This window comes from Halomonas campaniensis (genome assembly GCF_002211105.1).
In the GTDB taxonomy this organism is placed as follows: domain Bacteria; phylum Pseudomonadota; class Gammaproteobacteria; order Pseudomonadales; family Halomonadaceae; genus Vreelandella; species Vreelandella campaniensis_A.
Genome location: NZ_JPUA01000034.1, coordinates 462368 through 483949, shown reverse-complemented (window position 1 = coordinate 483949; position 21582 = coordinate 462368). Strand labels below are relative to the sequence as shown.

Here is a 21582-nt window from a genome sequence, read left to right as displayed (position 1 = left end):
GCGCCAGCAACACCGCTGCCGCACTGTCTAGCTCTGAGCTTGGTGAGCTGGGCGAAAAGCTTGTCAATGCTCAGTTCTCGCAACGCCAGGAGAATGAAGCAGATGATTATGCCATTGAGCTAATGCAGCGCCACGACTTGAATGCAGAGGCTTCCGTTGCAGCTCTACGCAAGATAGAAGCCAAATACGGCAACGACAGTAGCCTCTTCTCCAGCCACCCAGCAGCGGGTGACCGTGCAGAGCGCCTAGAAGCTTCGTTCCAGTAAGATTAAGCCCCTCTGGTACTCCTGCCAAGTTAACCAAGGTGTTGACTGGCAGGAGTATTGAAAGATTTCTGCCTTAACACCACTAAGCCCACTCACCATTCTCTTCTTGCTGTTCGGACAGTTGCGCTAGGTAAGTGTCCTGCAGGATATACATTCGCTTTACATCACGGTATTTGCCATTGATAAAGAACTCCTGCACCAAGTGGCCCTCTTCTATAAAGCCACTCTCCTCGTAAAGATGAATCGCTTTGACATTATCTACTGCCACGATGAGATACACCTTGTGCAAATTTAAGATCGTGAACGAGTAGTGCAGTGCTTGGCGAATTAACGTACGGGCAAACCCTTTACCCTGATGTTCCGGGGTAATAATGATTTGAAACTCGCCACTACGATGGATGTAGTCGATCTCAATCAGCTCTACCAGGCCAATGGCATGGCCCTGGCTATCTTCCGCCACAAATCGCCGCTCGGCGTTGTCATGAATATGTTTGTTATACAATTCCTCCAGCTCATCAAATGACTCGTAAGGCTCTTCAAACCAATACGACATAATGCTCTGGTTATTATTTAATTCATGGACAAAGCGCAGGTCGTTGCGCTCCAGTGCACGTAAATAAAGTATGTGACCCATTGTCCGCTATCCTTATGAGTATCCGTTAAGAATACGCGATTTACACTTGCTCGCTACTGTTTCCACCCCCCGGCTGCCGCAGTTAGGTCACGTCATTTTAGCTAGGCGTCTAAACGAAAACAGCTCCGCCAAGGGATGTTCTCTTCCTTCAATAAGCGCTCGCAGCAGCTTGGCGCCAATCATGCTATAGCTGATCCCATTACCGCCGTAGGCCATGGCAAAATGAACGCGGCTGCCCAGGGCCTCATGAGGGCCGAAGAACGGCAGGCCATCGTCGGTTTCAGCAAAGGTGCCGCCCCAGGAGAAGGTAGGATTGATATCGAGCTTAGGCCATAGCGCCTCTATTTTAGCTGCCAGCCCTTCCGCCTTCTCCTCTACCCGCGCGTCACGGCGCTTGGGAATATCTTCGTCGTCGTCGTCTCCGCCCACGAGGAGTCGTCCATCACGGGTAGTGCGCATATAGAGGTAAGGCCGCGCCGATTCCCATACCATGGTGTTGCGTAGTTTACCCAATGCCTCTGGCGGTAACGGATCAGTGATCAGCGCATAGCTACTGCGGTTGATGGCCACCTTTTCTGGCAGCCAAGATTGCGACTCATACCCCGCCGCCATCACGACGTTCTGACAACGTAGCCTGGCGCCATTAGCCAACGTGAGTGTCACGCCTTCAGCATCCGGCACCATCGTCTCCATTTGTGTGCGGTCATACACCTCCCCTCCCCGCTCAACCACCCTGGAAAACAGTTGATACGCCATACGGTAAGGGTCAACAGAGGCGGCTAGCTGCGTAAGAATAGCGCCGGGTGCCACGAAGCCGTACTCTGCCAAAATAGCTTCGCGCTCCATCCATTCGGCTTCAAACCCGTGCGTTTGGCGCAGCGCCAACTCCTCCTTGAGGGACGCAACATCCTCTTCATTACTGGCATAGTAAAGGCTTTGCTGACGTTCAAAATCCACATCGCCAAGCCCTGCCGCCAAGGACTCAAGCTCGCCAATGGCCTCGGCACAGGCGCGGTAAGCACGCACTGCATCGGCTTCCCCGTAGCGCTCGGCTAGCTCTGTCATATGGGTGTCGATTTCGTACTGCAGCAACGCGGTGCTGGCAGCGGAACTGCCCCACCCCACATCCCGGCGCTCAAGCACCACCACGTGGTGGCCTGCTTGTTCAGCTCATCAGCAATCAATGCCCCCGTGATCCCCCCGCCAATCACAGCAACTTCGCATTGATGATCGCGAGTCAGTTGAGGAAAGGTTTTCAACAATCCGTTCTTTACCGCCCAAAAGGGATAACCACTTTTTAGATCCATCGGGTTGCCTATGCTAGAGAGACTTGCAGTATGCTGTTAACCATAGATGGTTCCTGACAACTTGCTCGATAAAGCGTGCCTAAGTGGCTGCCCTTATTGGTTGAATTAAGGCTCAAAAAGGAGTTCCGCATGATTGATCTACGCAGTGACACGGTGACTCGCCCCTCCCCCGCCATGAAAGATGCCATGCTAACCGCGCCGGTGGGTGATGATGTTTGGGGCGATGACCCAACGGTCAACGCTTTTCAAGAAAACCTAGCCGCGCAGACTGGCAAAGAGGCAGCGCTGCTGTTCCCAAGCGGCACACAAAGTAACCTGGTGGCGCTTATGGCCCACTGCGAGCGGGGCGATGAGTACATTGTGGGGCAATCAGCTCACACCTACCGCTATGAGGGCGGCGGTGCAGCGGTTTTGGGCAGCATTCAGCCCCAGCCGATTGAAAACGCCGCCGATGGCACGCTGCCGCTGGAAAAAATCAGGGCTGCCATTAAAGCCGACGACTTTCACTTTGCGCGTACTAAGCTGCTGGCACTGGAAAACACCATTGGCGGCAAAGTACTGCCTGCAGAGTACGTATTGAGCGCCACCGAACTGGCTCGCGAGCGAGGCTTAGCAACCCACCTGGACGGAGCAAGACTGTTTAATGCGGTAGTCACTACCGATACTTCGCTTAAGCAGTTGTGCATGCCGTTTGATAGCGTGTCGCTATGCTTCTCAAAAGGCCTGGGCACGCCCATGGGCTCGGCACTGGTGGGCTCACAAGCATTGATCGACCGTGCCCGGCGTTGGCGCAAGGTGGTGGGCGGTGGCATGCGCCAATCAGGTATTATCGCTGCCGCCTGCCAGCATGCATTAGACCATCACGTGGCCGATCTAGCCGACGATCACCGCCGTGCAGCGCGTTTGGCAGAGGGCCTAGCGAAGCTGCCTGGCGTCGAAATTACCTCACAAGCAACCAATATGGTATTCGCACACTTCCCCGATGAACACGTTCAGCCGCTCTCCGCCTGGCTAAAAGAGCACGGCATTTTGATTGAGCTACTTTATGCCACGCGTTTCGTGACTCACCGCGATATTAGTGACGCAGATATCGACAAGGTCATCGCGGTGATGGAGGCGTATTTCAGCCGGCATTAAAGGCGAGACCTGTGGGTGAAACGCAACTGAATATGCCTATTAGCCCACGCTGGAAAAACCATTAACGGTTTATCTTCAGATGTTGATTCAATCTCCTCGTTTGAATCGAAGTGCACGCTCAACACCACGAATTTCCGCCATGCCGCGCAAACGCCCGATTGCCGGGTAGCCAGGCTTAAAGTCGCTGCGCAAATCACTCAACATCGCATGACCATGGTCTGGGCGGAAGGGAAGTTGTTCGCCCCTTTTTGCTTCAATGTCCAGAATGATATCGACCAGGCGAACCATATCGGTATCACCCTCTAAATGGGCATCTTCGTGGAAACTGGCCCCATCGGCTTCCAGGGTGGTATTGCGTAAGTGTAAGAAGTGAACTCTATCCGCCTGTTCTTGCAATATTGCAGGCACATCGTTATCAGCTCGTACGCCCAGTGATCCAGAGCAGAGCGTGAAGCCATTTACCGGCGAATCAACCATAGTCGCAATATCTCTTAAGTCCTGAGCGGTTGAGACCACTCTCGGCAGCCCGAACAGAGAATACGGTGGATCGTCTGGGTGAATCGCTAATCGAACGCCGGTATGCGCTATCTTTGGGATAACTCTTGAGAGAAACGAAGCGAGGTTTTCTCTCAAAACCTCGGCGGTAATGTCTTTGTAGGCAGCGAGCCGCTCGCTGAAGCTATCGAGACTGTAGCTTTCTTCAGCGCCGGGTAGGCCAGCAATAATAGTATTCGTTAGCTCCTCAACCTGATCTGCGTTCATTTCAGATAGGCGAGCCCGGGCTGATTCCTGCGTTTTCTCGTCATAATCTGACGCTGCGCCGGGGCGCTGCAGTATAAGCAAATCAAAAACGACGACGCTAAGCGCGTCATACCTTAAGCATAAGGCCCCATCAGGTAACTCATGGCGCAAGGACGTCCGGGTCCAATCAAGAACCGGCATAAAGTTGTAACAGATGGTTTTTATGCCAGCCTCGGCAAGGTTAATGGCACTTTCTGCCCAGGCATCAGCCAGTGTTTCCCAACCATGGGCGTGAGTCTTTATATCTTCATGTATCGGAATGCTTTCTGCTACTGTCCACTCAAGCCCAGCAGCTTCGATAATAGCTTTACGCTCCATGATTTCACTCAAGGGCCACACACAACCGTTCGGTAAGTGATGCAGAGCCGTCACAACACCAGTCGAGCCCGCTTGTCGTACATCCGACAAGCTGATTGGATCGTCCGGCCCAAACCAGCGCCATGTATGTTTCATCAATCTTCTCCCCCGTATTAATAGTGTTAAATAATGCTCTTATTAAATCGTGCTCTTGTTAAACAGATAGCCGTCAAAATTCGGATCTTCCACGTCGGAAAGCTCCATTAGGGTGTCTCGGACGTTATCTAAATGAGTCCACATCGCCTTACGCGCCCCTTCGGCATCTTTTAGCTGCAGTGCAGAGAGAATATCCTGATGATCCTTTAGCCATTTTTCTCGGTAGTTAGTATCAAATATCCGCTCATGCAGTCTGGCCCACATCAAGCTTTGGTCTCTTTTGGCCCACAGTTCAGAAACCATATCGACCAGCACACTGTTTTGCGTCGCCTCTGCTATCAGGCGATGGAATAGCTCATCACTGGAGTAGTCGTTATTCTTTTCTTCAATGCCCTTACGCTCCATATCAAGCGCTTCTCGCATACGTACAATATCGTTTTTGGTGACTGATACCGCGGCAAAGCCGGCGATGCTGCTTTCCAACAGCTGCCTTGCCTGTAGCAGTTCAAACGGTCCTATATCATCCACAACAGGCTGTGCTACCGAGCGACTGTCGGAAAGCAAATAGATGCCAGACCCTTTCCTCACTTCAACCAGCTCTTCAATTTCAAGCATGAGTATGGCTTCGCGCGCTGCGGATCTGCCCACGTTCAAAGCCTCTGAAATCTGACGCTCAGTCATAATACGATCGCCGACTTTATACCCTTTCTGCTGAATCAAAATCTTTAAGTCGCGAGCCAGCTCTTGGTAACGCCGTAAACCTTTATGCATTAGATTTCATTTCCATTTTTAATCTTTTATAGAGTGGTAAAAAGAAGCTAGAACATGAAATGCTTCTTTTTTTGTAGATTTATCAGCAGCAATCAACCCTTTCCGGTTGAACCCTCTCTGAAAGATATTTTGTCTTCGCTCAACTCTAAAATCGTATAAAATCCAAGGCGACATACCTTTGATATACGCTAATTTTTGCAGCGTATCGATCTGCCGCCGGTACACATCCGCCATATACTTTTCGCTGAACAGGCCTTCAGACGGGCCTTGAGATGAGTTATCGCCATCCGCCCCCGTTTCAGAAATGACGACGGGGCGATCAGGGTCGGAATTTTTTCCGATGGCGTACAGGTCGTCGAAGTTTTCATCGTACCAACCGTAATACTCATTAATGCCTATAACGTCTAAATGGTCGACTAACCGATCCTCAATTTTCAATTTTGCATGATTAATCAGACACGCTGCGGCGACTAAGCGCGTGGGGTCATTTAGGCGTGCTGTTTCAGCCAGGTCACGCATAAAAGAGAGCCGGCTATCCGTATCTGGATTCTCGTTACCAATCGACCAAATAATGACGCTAGCTCTATTGCGATCACGCTTAATTAACTCAATGAGTTGGTTTTTAGCGTCTTTAAGCGTGTTGTGATTATCAAAGTCAATGGCCCAGTAAACGGGAATTTCTTGCCACAGTAAAAAGCCCATCTCATCGGCTAGTTCAGCTGCGCGTTCATGATGGGGGTAGTGCGCTAGGCGAAGAAAATTACACCCGAGCTCTTTCGCATGGGCGAGCCGTCTGCGAATGTCTTCATCGGACGTCACTTTCCCGAGGGTGTCGTCGTCTTCATGAACAGAAATGCCGCGTAGCCAGATAGGCTCACCGTTTAGGAGGATATCGACCCCCTGGCGAACGATTGAACGGAATCCGACATTGTCAGTGATACGATCTTCGCCAGCAGTCAGCACCACTTCATATAGGCGTGGGTTTTCAGGCGACCATCGCTCTGGTTCTGCTGCTATTCGGCAGGTGCCTTTGCCCTGTTCAATGCTAATCTTTTGAGAAATGCCTAATTCAGGTATCTCAAGGTAAGCATGGTGAATGCTGGGGCCATCAACAGCGCTATCAACAGCGCTATCAACAGCTCTATCAACAACTACATCAACCTCTATCGCCCTTCCATCCTGAGAAAGGCGAATGAACATATCGCGAATGAATTCTCGGGGTAGGCTAAATAGCTCGACCTCGCGGTAAACGCCACCGTAATTAAACCAGTCTGTATTGCGCATCGGTACGCGATCCAGCGTACGGGTATTATTGACACACAGCATCAGCCAATTGGTTTCTTCGGCCAGGTCATCCGTCAGCTCCACGTAGAAGGGAGTCGAGCCGCCATAGTGATTGCCTAGGAATTTTCCGTTAAGAAATACTTTACAGTCGTACTGAGCCGCACCGATTCTAAGAATGTAGCGATGGCCTGATTCCGCGTCACTATCTCGTTTTTTAAAAAGCTCTGGGGTCAGCTTTTTGGTGTACCAGGCGCTGCCCTCAAAGAAGTACCATTTTTCCTTTAGCATGGCCCAGTTTGAGGGCACCGGGATGGACTCACCCATATAGGGGTCGTAGTCCCAGGGTTCAACGCGATCGACAGGGTTGGCCGGCTGCATTTCATACCATTTTTGACGCAGACCTGTATCAAGCAAATCCACGCAAAAATTCCAATGGCCGTTCAGCGACGTCGACGTGCGGCCTTTCGTGAACACCATGGTGGAGTGGTTCAGATTTTGCAGATTCAACGGCACGTCATACTCTTCGTCATGTAACGACGTTAGGGCATTCTCAGCCAAGGATGATCGCTCTAGCATCGCCCACCTCCCCTGCAGCGGTTTTAGTTAGCCTCTGCCTTAATTCGGCTGATTAGGTCGGCCAACTCAGCAGATTGGTTGGCCACTTCATCGTGCATAGGCATGACCGCTTCAATAAAGGGCGCTTTATCTACTTCATTAATCTCAACCCCCATCTCAGTCTCAGCGGTTTCCAATGCCGCCATTGCCGCTTTATTCCAGGACTCGGAATGGAACGCCTGAGCTTCTGATGCCGCCTGCCTCATCGCCGCTTGCTGATCCTCCGACATACGATCCCAGGCGCAGCTGGAGATGACGACCACAGAAGGAATGATGGTATGTTCATCAAGCGAAAAATGGCTGACTACCTCACCATGACGTGCGTTCGTCAGGGCCGTTGGGTTGTTTTCTGCCATCTCGACCACTCCCTGCTGCAGCGCGCTATAGAGTTCACCCCAATCAATGGGAGTCGGGCTACCTCCTAGTAGCTCCACCATTCTGATAGCGGATGGGCTAGGCTGCACACGCACTTTCAAACCCTCCAGATCTGCCGGGGAGTGAATAGCGCGATCGCCATAAAAGGAGCGGGCCCCCTCGGTTAAAAAGGCCACCCCTATGAATCCTTTGTCACCTGACGCGTTGAGGATATCTTGGCCAATATCTCCGTTAATGACCCGTTCAAAGTGCTCTTCGCTTTCAAAAATAAAAGGTAGATTCATGGCGCTATACATTGGCTCGAATGCTTCCAGTTCGGCCGTATTGCTGCGCGCCATATCCAATGTACAGTTTTGCACCAACTCCATGGATTCACGCTGCGAGCCAAGCTGTGCGTTGGCATAAATACGAATATCCAGTTCACCATCGGTGAGCTCTGAAAGACGCTCACTCATGTACTGCATGCTGACATGAGTAGGATGGTCTTCAGGATTATTGTGGTTCAACCGAAGCGTCTGGGCGTGAGCTGAGGCCGCTGACACGAACAGCGCCGCACTGATTAGAGCCGTATGTCGCAAAGCTTTTGTTGTCATCAGCTGTTTCTCCTACTTGTTGTGATTATTGGTGTGACTGTTGTTGTGAAAGCCGACCGTCATCGAGGCACTCACTTTCTAGGTGACAGATGCAAGATGGCTTACCGACCATATCATGTCAACCAATAAGACAAATTGGTTGACATCTTTTGGAGTAGAAGCGACGCTCTGCATAATGACTAGAGAGTAAGGAGCTAGTCACCGATACACAAAAATAAAACCAGAGGTCTAGGTATGAAACGCGCAATGGACTATGTGCTTGGCACGGCAGTGTTTTTAATACTGTTGATTATAGTCGTCAGTGTGACGTGGCAGGTGTTATCCCGATACGTACTAGGCACACCAAGCACAGTGACAAGTGAAATCGCACGCTTATTGTTTATGTGGCTGGCACTCTTGGGCGGCGCCTATACCTTTGGCCAAGCTCGCCACCTCGCCATTGATATATTGCCTCTTGCCTTAAACGGCCGCTCACGTCAGTTACTTAACACACTCATACTGTTAATTGTCGCTGGCTTTGCCTTCTTTGTGATGGTGTGGGGCGGTTGGCAAATGGTCTCCCGAACGCTGGCATCAGGCCAAATCACCCCCACGCTGAGACTCCCCATGGGCTACGTATATGGCCCCATTCCTGTTTCCGGACTGATCATCATTTTTTACTGTTTTATCTTTTTAGGGCGGGTTTGGCTCAACCCTAAGTCGGAGGGCGGCTTCACTATTGATCCGCAACAAGCACCTGCCCCACAAGAGAGAGATTAGTATGAATATAACCGTCCTGGTGCTTTTTGGGTCATTCGCGCTTTTAATGGTCTTAGGCATACCCATTGCGTTCGCGATTGGCGTATCTGCGACACTCACCTTCCTGTTGTTCATGAGCGTCGACCAATCCCTCAGCATTGTTGCCCAGCAAATAGCGTCTGGGCTTGATAGCTTTACGTTAATCGCCATCCCCTTCTTCATTTTGGCTGGTAACATCATGAATCGTGGCGGCATCGCACTTCGCCTTATCGATTTAGCTCAAGTGCTTGCCGGAAGACTTCCCGGCTCGCTTGCCCACGTCAATATCATTTCCAATATGCTGTTCGGCGCTTTATCCGGCTCAGCCGTTGCGTCGGCGGCGGCGGTTGGGGGCGTGATGGCGCCCATCCAGAAGCGTGAGGGTTATGATCCTGCTTTTTCGACAGCCGTTAACGTCACCTCGTGTCCTACGGGTCTGTTGATTCCCCCCAGCACAACACTCATTGTTTACTCGCTGATTACTGGCGGCACGTCGATAGCCGCGCTTTTTTTGGCAGGTTATCTCCCCGGCATCATCATGGGCTTATCACTGATGGTGATGGCTGGGATTATCTCTAAAAGAAAGGGCTACCCCGTCGCGGAGAAACCCTCCCTTGCTGAAGTTAAATCAGCAGTACGCCGGGCGATATTGCCTTTAGGCCTTATTGTGGTGGTGATTGGCGGAATTATTAGTGGCGTCTTTACGGCGACCGAAGCCTCAGCGATCGCCGTTGCTTATTCACTCTTCCTGTCTTTATGTTGGTACAGAGAAATAGGGGTAACGGATCTTCCTAAGATCTTTATCGACTCGGTCGTCACAACGTCTATTGTATTATTTTTAATCGGCTGTTCCATTGCTATGTCCCGCGCCATGGCGTTCGGCGACATACCTTTAACGATCTCTTCATTTATGATCGGCATATCCGATAATCCGATCATCATTCTACTGTGCATTACCGTCGTACTGCTGGTGATTGGTACCTTTATGGATATGACACCGGCACTGCTTATCTTCACCCCTATCCTTATGCCAGTGATGCAGGATATCGGTATAGACCCTGTTCACTTTGGCATCATCATGACGATCAATCTCTGCGTCGGTATCTGTACCCCGCCAGTGGGCTCAGCACTGTTTGTCGGCTGCTCCATCAGTGGCGTGAGTATTGGTCAAGTGATGAAACCCATCCTGCCATTCTATTTAGTCTTGATAGCCATTGTTCTACTGGTGACCTTCGTTCCACAAATCAGCTTATTTTTGCCCCAGCTTATTTTAGGTTATTAACGGGTTGGTTCCAGGTGATGACCACCGTTAAATCCTGAATTCAGGAATCAAAGGATAAATAATGAAAACCTTAAAAGACTGGCGCCTGGAGCACCACGACGACACCACAGTGCAACTGAGAGTGCACGATAGACATTTAATCTGCATCAACATTCTCGACAACACATTGTTTCGAGTGCGGCTGCTAAAGGACGGCGCATGGCGTCTTAACCGCTCATGGACGATAAACCCGGATGGCAACACCTTACCAAAGGGCCGCCCACGTGATTCGCTGACGGGGTTCAGTTGCCCCACGTACAAGCTTGGGTGGTCGGATGGCCAGCTGCAGATCGAGACCGATGCCTTACGCCTCACCGTCTCTCAGCCGCTGCATTTTAGGTGGGAAGCCTTCGTGGATGAAGGCTGGAAGTATTTAACTGAAGACAGACCCACGGGCGCTTATATGCTGGGCGTTAAGAACCATGCCCACGCCCACTTTTTACGTCGACACCCCGATGAGCGGGTTTATGGCTTGGGCGAAAAAGCCGGGCTGTTGGAGCGGACGGGGCGGCGTTTCGAAATGCGCAGTTTAGACGCCATGGGATATGACGCAGAGTGCACCGACCCGCTGTATAAACATCTGCCGTTCACCCTGACCCAAACCGCGTCCACCGGCAGTTTTAGTCTCTTCTACGACACTTTGAACACCTGTGTGTTGAACATAGGGCAGGAGCTCGATAACTACCACGCCCCTTATCGCTCCTTTACCGCCGATGATGGCGACCTGGATTACTATTTCCGCTGGTCTCCACAGCTTCTAGACCTGGTGAAAAGCCAGCTGGCATTAACCGGAGGGATGGCATTTCCGCCGCGCTGGTCGCTGGGCTATTCCGGTTCAACCATGGCCTATACCGATGCACCCGACGCTCAGGATCAGCTCATCGGCTTTTTGCGCAAGCTGGAGAACGAGGCGATCCCCTGCGACAGCTTTCATCTTTCGTCGGGTTACACCTCCATTGAAGATAAGCGTTATGTGTTTCATTGGAATAACGACAAAGTTCCTGACCCCGCCGCATTGACCAAAGCCTTTAATGATGCCGGGGTGCGATTGATCGCCAACATCAAGCCCTGCTTGTTAAGGAACCACCCGCGCTACGCAGAAGTGGCAAACAATAAATTATTTATCCAAGACAGTGAATCTGACCAGCCGGAGCTTTCAAGCTTCTGGGACGATGAAGGCTCTCACCTTGATTTCACCAACCCCGATACGCTCAGCTGGTGGAAAGAGAACGTCACGCAACAACTGCTGAACCTCGGCATCACTTCCACCTGGAATGATAACAACGAATTTGAAGTGTGGGATCATGGCGCTCGCTGCGTTGGTTTTGGTGAAGAGATCGAAGTGGGGTTGATACGGCCCTTGCATTCGCTGTTGATGGTTCATGCCTCTTGGGAAGCACAGTCTCAACACGCGCCTCAACATCGGCCCTATGTGGTGACCCGGTCAGGCTGTGCTGGCCTGCAACAGTTTGCCCAGACCTGGACGGGAGACAACAAAACCAGTTGGGAGAGCCTGCGCTGGAATATCCGCATGGGGCTGGGCCTGTCGCTGTCGGGCATTTACAACATTGGGCATGATGTAGGCGGGTTTGCTGGCCCTCAACCTGGCCCGGAGCTTTTACTCCGCTGGGTTCAGAACGGCATATTTCATCCCCGGTTCTCCATTCACAGTTGGAACAACGATGGCTCTGTGACCGAGCCTTGGACGCACCCCAGCGCTGCCGAAGGCATCCGAGCCGCTATCCAATTCCGCTACCGCTTGCTGCCTTATTTTTATACCTGCCTTTGGCAGGCAGTAAACAACAACGAACCCATGCTAAGGCCCACCTTTCTCGACCATGAGAATGACGCACAGACCTATGCAGACACCGACGACTTCCTTCTAGGGCGGGATCTACTCGTGGCGTCTGTGGTTGAGCAAGGTGCAGATAAGCGGCGTATCTATCTGCCCGACAACCATGCAGGCTGGTGGGACTACTGGACAGGCCAACTGCATCCCCCTGGAACCTGGTTCGAGAAGCCGGTTACATTGGCGGATATGCCGCTGTTTGTTAAGGCGGGATCAATACTGCCGCTTGCTAATGAAGCCATGAAAGCAACGCCGGAGGCGCAGGTTGGCCGAACGTTGGCACTGTTTCCCCAGCCTGGGGCTTTTTCCTGCACCTCACTTATTTATGACGATGACGGCGAGAGCAAAGATAGCCCACACTGCGTTACCTCTCTGCTGCTTAGCGGCGATGAGCATGGCCTGGAACTGCAAATCAGTCATGCTGGCAATATGCCTTTGCCGTTTTCACAGCTCAACATTGTGCTTCCCGCAGGTGAAAACCGCCCTTTAAGTTATGACGGCCAAATTATCCAGCGGGATGGGTGGATTACCGTGGGAGAAGCGCCGTGAGCAGTGCTCACACAATACTTTGGCTCTTTTGCTCGTTCCGAAATCGCTGAGACATTAAACCAGAAGGCTTTCCTATGAATAATTATCTACATGCTGATTTCTTGCTGGATACAGAGACAGCACGCCGCCTCTACCATGATGTGGCGGCGGACTTACCTATTATTGACTACCACAACCACCTGCCCCCCGAAGAAGTGGCCAACAACCGCGCCTGGGACAACCTGGGTGACCTTTGGCTGAGCCATGACCATTATAAGTGGCGCGTGATGCGCTGGGCGGGCGTCCCTGAATCTCACATTACCGGCAACGCAACAGACAAAGAGAAGTTTCAGGCGTTTGCCCAGATTCTGCCTAAGGCAATTGGCAACCCTATGCACCACTGGAGTCACCTCGAACTGTGGCGCTACTTTGGTGATGAGGGCAAGTTGATCAACGGCGACAGCGCAGAGGAGATTTGGCAAACCACGCAAGCAATGCTGAGCCAGCCTGAGTTCCGCGCCCAGGGCTTGCTAAGGAAAATGAAGGTCGAACTCATTGGTACCACCGATGACCCACTCGACAGCCTTGAGCATCACCAAGCGTTTGCTGCCTCGCCACACAAAGATGGGCTTACCATGGTGCCTACGTTTCGTCCGGATCGCGCGCTGGCCATCGAAGGCGCAGGGTTCAGTGCCTACATCGAAAAATTGGAGAGTCTGACCGGACAGTCCATCAACACTTTCGAGCAGCTGGTCAGCGCACTCCAGGATCGCTTGGAGTACTTCATTGCCAACGGCTGCCGTGCCGCTGACCACGGTATTGGGCAGCTAGAACAGGCCGATGAGCTAAGCGCTAGCCAGCTTGATGCCATTTTGGAAAAAGGCCGCCAGGGTAAAGCCTTAGCGCCAAACGAAGCCGAGAGCTTCCGTATGGCTGTCTTGGTAGAACTAGGCCGCGCATACTCTCGAGCAGACCTTGTTATGCAGTTGCACATCGGGCCGCTGCGCAATAACAGTACGCAAATATTCCGCTCAGCTGGCAGCGACTCAGGGGCTGATTCCATTCAAGATAAGCCCATCGCCGAGCCGTTAAACAAATTGCTGGATCGCATGGATAGCACCAATGAGCTGCCGCGAACAATTCTTTATGCGCTGGATCCCAGTAAAAACCCCATCATCGTCACCACGGCGGGTAACTTTCAAAGCGGTGGCATAGCAGGCAAGGTACAGGCGGGGACTGCATGGTGGTTCAATGACCAACTTGACGGCATGGAAAACCAAATGAACCATCTGGCGCAAATGGGCCTGTTGTCTACCTTCACCGGCATGCTAACGGACAGCCGATCCTTTTTATCCTTTCCCCGACATGAGTATTTCAGAAGGCTGCTATGCCGTATCGTCGGGCGTTGGGTTTCCGAAGGGTTAGCGCCAAATGATCACAAACTGCTTGATGAGATCATTGCGGATATCGGTTACCACAACGCCCGCCGCTGGTTCACGGGGTAAAGGCCTAAGAAGATGCGTGTATCGATACGACCGTAGCGATAATAGAGAGCTATTTCAGCCAGCATTAAAGGCGAGATGAAAGGCGATGCCCGCCATCATCAAGCCAATCAGGCCATCGATAGTGCGCCACGCGATAGGTTTTGAAAGCCAAGGCGAGAGCGCGGCACCACCCCAGGCCAGCAGGCTAAACCAGAGTATGGACGCGGTAGAGGCCCCCGCCACAAACACACCGGCGCTCTCCTGCTGAGCGCCAATGGCAGGTATCAGCAGCAGCGTATCCAGATACACCTGAGGATTAAGCACGGTGACGGCAAGGGTGGCCAAAATCACTTTGGTTAAACTACGCGCCTTGCCCGCTTCAGCGCTTAACCCCTGCCGCCCGCTAACGGCTCGGCACAACGCCTGCGCCGCCAGCCAGCTTAAAAACACCACGCCCACCCAGCGCATGACTTCCATAGCGCTGGGCATCGTCAGCAGGAAGGCGCTCACACCAAACATACCCGCCGTGAGCAGAATAATATCCGCGCTTATGCACAGCCCCGCCGACCACCAGTGATGCTCGCGACGAATCGCCAGCCCCAGAATGTAGGCGTTCTGCGCCCCAATCGCCATGATAATCCCGCCGCACACCACCAGCCCGGTGATATAACTTTCCCACATTGCTTAGCTCCCAGTGTCAGAATATCGTCGTGTTGATTAATCTGGCACTAAGATAATGGGGAGCATGAATAAGCCAAAATCATCCTACTAATAGGGTATTATTTTTTCTTATAGAGAGGCCATCTATATTGTTTAGAAATAACGCATAGTGAGTAAGAGGTTAGCGCCTACGAGCTAAGGCGCATCGCTAGCGCCTAATATCTCAACAAGAGATTCGGCAAAACGTAGTGCCGATGACCAGCCTCCCCAATGCCAATAATCTACGGCTAACGTGGTAGTGTCCTGGCTAGTTAAGGCGGGCCAGTGCTGCCATATGCCCTGCTCCAGCAAGGTTTGTTGCGTTCCTTCGACGGAGTAAGGGCTTTCCAGCATGATCACACAGCCTTCAAGGCCAAATAGCTGCTCGGCGGTGACGGTGGCAAACCCCCAGCGATTGACTTCACCCTCCCAGGCATTGTTGATACCCAGTTGCTCCAGCACTAATCCTTCCAGGCTGCCTGGGCCATATACCCTGGCGTGGCGCTCATCCATTAGGCTCACTAACACTACCGAGTGAGCGCTTCGTTCACTATGTTTACGCTGTTCTGCCAACGCCTCAAATTGCGCTTCAATGTCTCTTAGGTAGTCGTCAGCATGGGCTTGGTCACCCGTTAGCTCGCCTAACTGCGTCGTTAAGTTATTAAGCCGTTGTTGTAGCGCAGGCGATGTCTCATAAACCACCCACTCTTTTAACGTTGCCAAACGGCTGAGTTGGGGGGTTAAGTTGGCATGAGCCGGTGGTGAGATCAGAATATGCGAAGGCGCAATGTCTTGTATCAACTCGAGGTTAGGTAAGTGGCGACTACCCAACTCCATAACGGTGGAAAGCGCTTGGGGATCGCGCCACCATACGCGATAACCTGAGAGACCGCCCACGGCTTGGGGCGGTGCTCCCAGGGCTTGCAATGTTTCAGCAATCGCATAGTCTAGTGTGACTACGGCCGGGTTAGAAGGTGCCTCTCCCTGCCCAAACAGCTGTGTGGAGGCCATCAGCAGCATGGCGGACAAAAGCACGCACGTAGCCTTTTTCATGGGTGCGACATGCCTAGTTACCTTGGGGTAGCTCAATCAAACCAGCGTTAATAGCGAAAGGTCAACGTGCCTTGAACAGTACGGTCGGTGCCCCAGTAGCAGCGTGCGGCGTTGTTGCACTCTCCCACATACTGCTTATCGAATAGATTTTCCACGTTAAGACCTACCCGCCAGTTCGCATCCAAGGCGTAGCCTAGGGAAAGGTCAGCCAGTGTCACCGCTTGGGTGGTCAGCGTATCGCCGTAGGCGAGGCTAGCGTCAGGGTAGGCGTTAGAACTCCCCAAATAGCGCACCCCTAATCCTACTTCAGCGCCCTGTATAACGCCTTCCAGGAACTCGTAGTTGGCCCACAGGGATGCTTTATGGCGGGGCACACCGGCTACTTGATTATCTTCATAACGGGGAAATGCCACATCCTCAACAATACGTGCATCGGTGTAGGTGTAAGCGACGGCGACACTGAGCGCTTCGTTAATATCGCTGACCAACTCTAACTCGACGCCATTGGAATCGGTACGCCCCACATTGCGGTAACCACCGATAGCGCTGTCGTAGTTAATGTCATTTTTCATCACGATATCGTAGGTCGAAAGCGTAATCGCGGTATCCGTGTCAGGGACGTCGTAGCGCAGGCCCAACTCATACTGGCGCCCAGTAATTGGCTCTAGCGGTTCGTTAGTGGTAACGGAGACTTGGCGCGCAGGCACAAAGGTAGTGGCATAATTCATATAGGGCGATAAGCCGGAATCAAATTGATACATTAAACCCGCTTGCCAGCTAAACTCCTCATCGTTCACAGAGAAGTCACTGCCGGGAGCAAGATAGTTATTATATTCTGTCTTAGCAGAGTCAAAGCGCCCGCCCACTTGGGCAATAAAGCCACCCATTTGGCTATGCAACTGGGAGTAAATGCCAGTTAACTCCTGCACATCCTCGCCATCTTCAGAACGCTGTAACGTTTGTGGCGGCGAACTCCACTGCGGGTTAAAGATATTGATCAGCTGTGGCGTGCTAAATCCCACGTCCTGAGTCTGCGAAAAAGAGGTTCGGTCATACCCAAACCCAGCGAGCCAGGTGTGCTCAACAACATCGTTACCAAATTTACCCACTATTCGGTTATCAATCGCCAGCGTTTTGCTATCGTTATCGCGATCACGCCCGTAAGCACCCACTACGTCATCATATCCATCGCCTGGGTAGCTCCACCATACTTCCTGACGGTTCACCTGGGAACGCAAATAGCGCGCATTTTGTTGGAAACGCCAGCTATCATTGAAAGCATGCTCATACTCGTAACCTAGCGACCAGACTTCACGATCAAAGGTGTCCCATTCAGGGTGACCTAGATTGGTACTATTGCTTAGCGTACCTGAAGGATGATCGAGTAGCGTACCCGCCGCAGGAAGGCCTAATTGCAACTCGCTATCATCTTTCTGGTACATACCCAACACCGTCAGACGGTCTTGATCACTCAACTCAAACGTCAACGAAGGGGCTATGTAGGTGCGATCATCATTTACGCTATCGATCTGGGTATCCGACTCACGGTGCAGGAATACAACACGCCCCTGTACCGACCCATCAGCGTTCAGCGGGCCAGAAACGTCGGTCGAGATTTGGCGGCGGTTATGGCTGCCATAACTAAGGTTTACTTCTCCCTCATGGTCAGCGGTAGGCCGCTTGCTTACTAGATTGACCAGCCCACCCGGTACGTTTTCACCGTAAAGCGCCGACGTTGGCCCTTTGAATACCTCGACGCGCTCCAAACCATAGGGCTCAGCGGAAGTCGAATAAGCATTGGGTTGAACGCGCAGGCCATCGCGGTAGGTGCCGTAGCCGTAGTCGCGCTGGTTCATACCACGAATAAAGAAAATATCCCCTGCTAGGCCGTCGCCCACAGGAAAATCACTCGACGAAATACCGGGCACATAACTAAGAATATTGCTTAGCGTGCGCGGGTTCTGATCTTCAATACGCTCACGTGTGATGACCGACACCGTGCGCGGCGTATCCTCAAGGGCTATATCCGTTTTGGTAGCCGTTAAGCTGCGCTCTGCCCGATAGCCATAATCCGGCCCCACGGGCGAAGGGCTCAACCATTCTGCTTTCACTTGAAGCAACGGCAACGCTTCATTGCTAGCCCGCGCTTCCAGCCGGTAGCTACCATCGGCATTGCGCACTGGCGCAAGGCCCGTGCCTGCCAACAGCTGTTCTAGGCCCTCTTCTACTCCATAATTTCCCTGCAAACCAGGGCTTTGACGCCCCTCCCCAAGCTCGCCAGCGCCGCTGATAAAGACACCGGCCTCCGCAGCAAAGCGATTGATCACTCTGCCTACTGGGCCAGCAGCAATATCATAGTGGCGTGCTTGCTGCTGGGTGACTTGTGCCATGGCAGGCTGCGATAGCAGCGGTACGGCCAATAGTCCGGCGGCGGCGAGATGAACTGCCAGCGCCAAGGCGCGGCGGTTAAGCGTCGGTTGGTGCTTGGCAGTAAGCGGTTGAAATGCAGTGCGCTGTTGGAGCATGTCGGTTCCCCTTCCAGATACGTTTTAAGTGCTTATAAAGGGGAATCGAACCAGGACGAAAAAGGGGAACCAGAAAACCAATTTTTGCTCTTTTTTATTCCTCGCTGGAGCTTGCTTCGCCTGCCTCTATTTTGATCCACCAGGGCATTACCCGACGCACCTGCACCGGCAGCGTGGTCTCGACCATGTTCAGGGTGCGCTCTAGATCATCAAGCGGGAAAGCGCCGAGCAGCGTGAGATCCGCCACCGTCGGGTCGACTTCAAGGCGGCCACGGTGATGGCGGCTAAGCGCCGCGGCGAAGGTTTTAAGCGACATGTTCTCGGCCAGCAGAATGCCGTTGGCCCAGGCTTCCCGGCGGCCTTCGGCGGGGGTGAGCTCACCGATGCGGTCAGCGGCGTAGCGGGCCTGCTGCCCGGCAGTGACCACCTGCCGCTGGCTCGCATGCTGAGCATCGCCCAGGGTCTGGATGGCCACGGCACCGTCAAACACCGCTAGCAGTTCACCTGATGGTTGCTCACCCACGCTAAAACGCGTGCCCAAGGGCGTGAGTCGCGCACTGCGGGTATCCAGGTAAAACGGTCTTTCGGTGTCTTTGCCGGTCTCTATCAGCACCTCGCCAGTCACCAGCGCCAAGCGGCGCTGCTCTTGGTCGTAATCGACATTCAGCGCCGAGGCGCTGCTCAGCCAGACCTGGGTGCCATCCTCCAGCACGATGTGAGTGATTTCGCCGGTGGCGGTGTGATAATCAGCGCCCCACTGCTGTACTAGTCGTGGCAACGGTGTGCTTTGCCAGAGCGCTGCGGTGAGTACAGAGACCAGCGCGAGGCTTGCCAGCCCACCCAACAGGTGGCGCCGCCCCCGCCGCCGCTGTCGCGCTATGCTAATCACGCTGTCAGCGGTTTGCCGCTCATCCTTGTTTAGATTGTCAGTAAAGCGGCGGCTAACACCTTCCACCTGCTGCCAGGCCCAACGGTGGGTGTCGCTGGCATCCCGCCATGCCTGCCAGCGTTGACGCTCGGTGGCCGACAGCTCACCCGCTTGCCACTCGGCAAACCATTCGGCAGCCTCCGCCAACGCACGACGCTTGGCGGCTTCATCGGCGTTAGCCGCAGAAACCATTCAGAGGCTCGCCTCGAAGCCTGCTTCGATCAACGCGCACTGCAGCATGGCCTGGGCCATATATTTTTTAACCATGCGTTCGGAAACCCCCAGCTCTTCAGCAATCTGCCGATAGGGTTTGCCGTGCAGTTGGGAGGCCAAAAAGGCGCTAGCGACTTTCTCAGGCAACCGCGTCAGCATGCGGTCGATTTCGCACAGTGTTTCGATGACGATCTGCTGGTGTTCGGCAGAGGGCAAATGCGCCTCGGCGCTGGCTGCCAAGGCTTGCTGCCAGGCGCGCTCAATATCCTGGCGGCGCCAATGATCCACGCACAGCCCTTTGGCCATACGGCTGAGATAGGCCCTGGCACCGTCGAAACTATCCAGGTGGCGGGGCGTTTTCAGCAACCGCACAAACGCATCCTGCGCCAGATCCGCCGCCGATTCACTGCATCCCAACCGGTGGCTGAGCAACTGCTGCAGCCAGGGCTGGTGGTGGTGATACAGCTCACCGAGGGAGTCTCGGCAGCCGGTATGGTAAGCCGCAGGCTCGGCTGATCGGGGTGCCGCCGCCATATAAAAAGTGCCTCACTTCTACGAAAATGATTCTTATTCTTTTTCAATTCACAGACAGTGTCAATGCACAGTGCTCAACGAACCTCTCCACTTTTTGATATGGCACCCTGCAAAATACTACCCCTCAGCAGCGCCATCACCGTCACCGCCGCCATGCCTAGCGCCAGCGCCGTGAACATAGCCGGGTAGCCCAGCCGGTCTAGCAAAATACCGGCTAGCACAGGTACAGCCAAACGCGACAGAGTAAACAGGCTCGCCTGTAGGCCGTAATCCAGCGCCCGGTTCCCTGCACGAGCGAAATGCATCATCAGGCCGAACATCAGCCCCGATAGCGTTCCCATGGCACAAGCGATCAGGCCCGCTCCCAGCAACCATAGCGACTGCCCGGCCCCCATGTGGCTCACCAGCCCCAAGGTCGCCAAGGCTAGTGCTCCCAATCCTGCGAACAGCGGCAACGCTCGGCCAATGCCAACCCCCATCGCCAGACGTTGCCCCGCCAGGCTAGCCAGGGCGCCCACCGTTCCACCGCCTACCCCCACCCACCAGGCAACCTGCTCCGCTGGCATACCAAGGTCGAGCATCAGCGGTTTGAGGTAGACCCAGCCGGCGCCGACGAAAGGGAAGAGCATCATCAACAACGCCACCCAGACACCGGCGGCGGGCTGACGGAAAAAGTTCAGCACCCCACCCTGATGACGTGGCAAAAAGTGCAGTTCTGCCGAGGCATGTGGTTCGCTTTCTGTCTCTGAAGTCACCACCATGCCGCCTAGCATGATGCCCCCCACCACAAGCAGCAGTGCCATCAGCACGAAGGGGGCCGCCCCACCCGCTCGCTGGTGCAGCACCAGCAGCAGGCCACCGCCCACCACCGCAGCCAGAAACAGCGCCGCCGAACGAATTCCCCCGGCGCGTAGTCGCTCTTCGGCGGGCAGGCAGCGAATCGCCAGCGCGTTCACGGGCACATCAGCCCAAGTCGCCAACCAACTGATCAGCAGCACCCAGGCATAGAAACGTGGCGGCTGCGCTAGTGGGAAGTCGTACGCTAACCCTAGCAACGCCAAGCCCAACAGCAATCCGAGCAGGCCAGCCCAGGCGCGATAGCCTCCGCCACCCAGGCGGCAGCGCTCAACGGGAACCGCCATCACCAGTTTGAGCACCGCTGGCAGGCCCGCCAGTTGCAGTAGGCCAATCTGGGTACCGCTCCAACCCTGCTCGCGCAGCACCAGCGGCATTCCCAACAGCAGATAGATGCTGGGCAGCGCCAAGGCGAAGTGGAGCCAGCCGAACGCCAGTTGCCGGGCGGTCAGAGCGCGCATTATTTCGTCCTCCTACGCGCCACCAGAGCCGTGGCAGGCGCCATGGGAAGCGCAATCGGCTGCGCCTCACACACTTCGAAACCCTGCGCCAGCAGTGCCTGACGCAGCTCACCGGCCTG

At 53.7% G+C, this 21582-nt stretch carries 18 protein-coding genes; 6 read left to right on the top strand and 12 right to left on the bottom strand.

Annotation, left to right across the window (positions count from 1 at the left end):
- A partial coding sequence (locus JI62_RS14620) for a M48 family metalloprotease (protein ID WP_170938562.1) occupies window positions 1-266 on the top strand: 266 nt, incomplete at its 5' end.
- A gap of 82 nt (window positions 267-348) precedes the next feature.
- Here JI62_RS14620 and speG read toward each other — a convergent pair.
- Both speG and JI62_RS14610 read right to left on the bottom strand, forming a co-directional pair.
- Window positions 349-900, bottom strand: coding sequence for a spermidine N1-acetyltransferase (speG, locus tag JI62_RS14615; RefSeq protein WP_088700842.1), 552 nt, complete (start codon window positions 898-900; stop codon window positions 349-351).
- 87 nt (window positions 901-987) lie between these two features.
- Window positions 988-2049, bottom strand: a complete 1062-nt coding sequence (locus tag JI62_RS14610) for an NAD(P)/FAD-dependent oxidoreductase (RefSeq protein WP_240513259.1) — start codon at window positions 2047-2049, stop codon at window positions 988-990.
- Between the two features lie 287 nt (window positions 2050-2336).
- On the opposite strand from JI62_RS14610, the gene ltaE reads away from it, so the two are divergent.
- Complete coding sequence (gene ltaE / locus JI62_RS14605) at window positions 2337-3344, top strand: low-specificity L-threonine aldolase (protein WP_088700841.1); 1008 nt, start codon at window positions 2337-2339, stop codon at window positions 3342-3344.
- 87 nt (window positions 3345-3431) lie between these two features.
- Here ltaE and uxuA read toward each other — a convergent pair whose 3' ends face one another.
- The 4 genes from uxuA to JI62_RS14585 are packed head-to-tail and all read right to left on the bottom strand — an operon-like array spanning window position 3432 to window position 8236.
- Window positions 3432-4598 carry a mannonate dehydratase gene (gene uxuA, locus JI62_RS14600; protein ID WP_170938561.1) on the bottom strand — a complete coding sequence of 389 codons (1167 nt, stop codon included), beginning with the start codon at window positions 4596-4598 and terminating at the stop codon, window positions 3432-3434.
- 42 nt (window positions 4599-4640) lie between these two features.
- Window positions 4641-5369 carry an FCD domain-containing protein gene (locus tag JI62_RS14595; RefSeq protein WP_088700839.1) on the bottom strand — a complete coding sequence of 243 codons (729 nt, stop codon included), beginning with the start codon at window positions 5367-5369 and terminating at the stop codon, window positions 4641-4643.
- An 18-nt stretch (window positions 5370-5387) separates the two neighbouring features.
- A complete protein-coding gene (locus JI62_RS14590) occupies window positions 5388-7229 on the bottom strand; it encodes a glycoside hydrolase family 2 protein (protein ID WP_088700838.1) in 1842 nt (613 codons plus the stop codon).
- Window positions 7230-7252: 23 nt separating this feature from the next.
- A complete protein-coding gene (locus tag JI62_RS14585; RefSeq protein WP_088700837.1) occupies window positions 7253-8236 on the bottom strand; it encodes a TRAP transporter substrate-binding protein in 984 nt (327 codons plus the stop codon).
- A 234-nt stretch (window positions 8237-8470) separates the two neighbouring features.
- On the opposite strand from JI62_RS14585, the gene JI62_RS14580 reads away from it, so the two are divergent.
- The 4 genes from JI62_RS14580 (at window position 8471) to uxaC (ending at window position 14216) form a co-directional block, all read left to right on the top strand.
- The gene (locus JI62_RS14580; protein ID WP_088700836.1) at window positions 8471-8995 is read left to right on the top strand and encodes a TRAP transporter small permease; all 525 of its coding nucleotides are present in this window, start codon (window positions 8471-8473) and stop codon (window positions 8993-8995) included.
- Between the two features lies 1 nt (window position 8996).
- Window positions 8997-10295, top strand: a complete 1299-nt coding sequence (locus tag JI62_RS14575) for a TRAP transporter large permease (protein WP_088700835.1) — start codon at window positions 8997-8999, stop codon at window positions 10293-10295.
- A 61-nt stretch (window positions 10296-10356) separates the two neighbouring features.
- Window positions 10357-12732 carry a TIM-barrel domain-containing protein gene (locus tag JI62_RS14570; protein WP_088700834.1) on the top strand — a complete coding sequence of 792 codons (2376 nt, stop codon included), beginning with the start codon at window positions 10357-10359 and terminating at the stop codon, window positions 12730-12732.
- Between the two features lie 74 nt (window positions 12733-12806).
- Complete coding sequence (gene uxaC, locus JI62_RS14565) at window positions 12807-14216, top strand: glucuronate isomerase (protein ID WP_088700833.1); 1410 nt, start codon at window positions 12807-12809, stop codon at window positions 14214-14216.
- Between the two features lie 54 nt (window positions 14217-14270).
- On the opposite strand, the gene JI62_RS14560 is transcribed toward uxaC, so the two are convergent.
- From JI62_RS14560 to JI62_RS14535, 6 genes are all read right to left on the bottom strand, one after another.
- Window positions 14271-14876 (bottom strand): LysE/ArgO family amino acid transporter, encoded by a 606-nt coding sequence (locus tag JI62_RS14560; protein WP_088700832.1) that lies wholly within the window; start codon window positions 14874-14876, stop codon window positions 14271-14273.
- A gap of 174 nt (window positions 14877-15050) precedes the next feature.
- Window positions 15051-15947, bottom strand: a complete 897-nt coding sequence (locus JI62_RS14555; protein WP_088700831.1) for an ABC transporter substrate-binding protein — start codon at window positions 15945-15947, stop codon at window positions 15051-15053.
- Between the two features lie 47 nt (window positions 15948-15994).
- Window positions 15995-18472, bottom strand: coding sequence for a TonB-dependent siderophore receptor (locus tag JI62_RS14550; RefSeq protein ID WP_088700830.1), 2478 nt, complete (start codon window positions 18470-18472; stop codon window positions 15995-15997).
- A gap of 94 nt (window positions 18473-18566) precedes the next feature.
- Entirely contained in the window at window positions 18567-19592 is a 1026-nt protein-coding gene (locus JI62_RS14545; RefSeq protein WP_088700829.1) for a FecR domain-containing protein, read from the bottom strand.
- Window positions 19593-20147 (bottom strand): sigma-70 family RNA polymerase sigma factor, encoded by a 555-nt coding sequence (locus tag JI62_RS14540; protein ID WP_088700828.1) that lies wholly within the window; start codon window positions 20145-20147, stop codon window positions 19593-19595. It lies immediately after the preceding gene.
- Between the two features lie 74 nt (window positions 20148-20221).
- Window positions 20222-21463 carry an MFS transporter gene (locus JI62_RS14535; protein WP_088700827.1) on the bottom strand — a complete coding sequence of 414 codons (1242 nt, stop codon included), beginning with the start codon at window positions 21461-21463 and terminating at the stop codon, window positions 20222-20224.
- Between the last annotated feature and the right edge of the window lie 119 nt (window positions 21464-21582).